This is a genomic window from uncultured Sunxiuqinia sp., assembly GCF_947495665.1.
GTDB classification, from domain to species: Bacteria; Bacteroidota; Bacteroidia; order Bacteroidales; family Prolixibacteraceae; genus Sunxiuqinia; species Sunxiuqinia rutila.
Window position 1 is genome coordinate 1 of the sequence record NZ_CANLZV010000041.1, and the last position, 763, is coordinate 763.

Genomic DNA, 763 nt, shown 5'->3' on the forward strand with positions numbered 1-763 from the left:
ACATCATTATTTTCCACAATATTACCGCCCCAGCATCCATCGTTAAAGCAAATTCCGGCGCGTGGCAAATCATAAATAGAATTGTGGTTTAATGTGTTTTCTGCTGACATAGAAACCAGAATTCCGGCAGCTTGTTTTTCCAATTCTCCAATCCGGGTTATCAGGTTATTTTCCACCAGGCAAAACCGGGGATAATTTTCTGTTTTGGGTCCAGGAATAGTATCTGTACTTTGTTGTTTATCTCTAAATGGTTCTTCCCAAACTTTGTAGCTAAGCTTATATCCCCACTCTTTTGTTAAGTCTTTCGTTGCAATGGAATCCAACACATTGCACCATGGAGAATCACGCATGGCATCGCGACTGCCAACCAAAACAATACCATTGGCCTGAATATTTTCCAAACGGTTGCCGGTAATTTTTGAGTTCCGGTTATAATTGCTCAACATGATTGCGTTTCCTCCAATCTGCTGAAAGTTACAATCGGCAATTTCACAATGTTCTGTTCCTTCCATAAACACAACAGCGCCACGATTAATTACATAGTCGCCAACAGGAAGGTGTTCCGTAGTTTTGTACCAGGTTGATCGTGTTTTTTCGAAATCGATACTGCTAAACGTAATATATTTGACCGGTTTTTCCTCCGTACCTTCCATTTTGACGATACAAGCCGTTTCGGGGACTTCAAGCTGAGCTTTGTTCACATCCAATCCTTCCGGAGGATAAAAATACAACTGTTCGGTAGCTTTGTCCCAGAACCACTCTC

Annotated in this window: 1 protein-coding gene; it reads right to left on the reverse strand. The window is 41.5% G+C overall.

Features of this window, described 5'->3' with window-relative positions:
• Positions 1–763, reverse strand: a 763-nt coding sequence (locus Q1A18_RS18955) for a right-handed parallel beta-helix repeat-containing protein (protein WP_299584711.1), incomplete at both ends; no start/stop codon positions are given.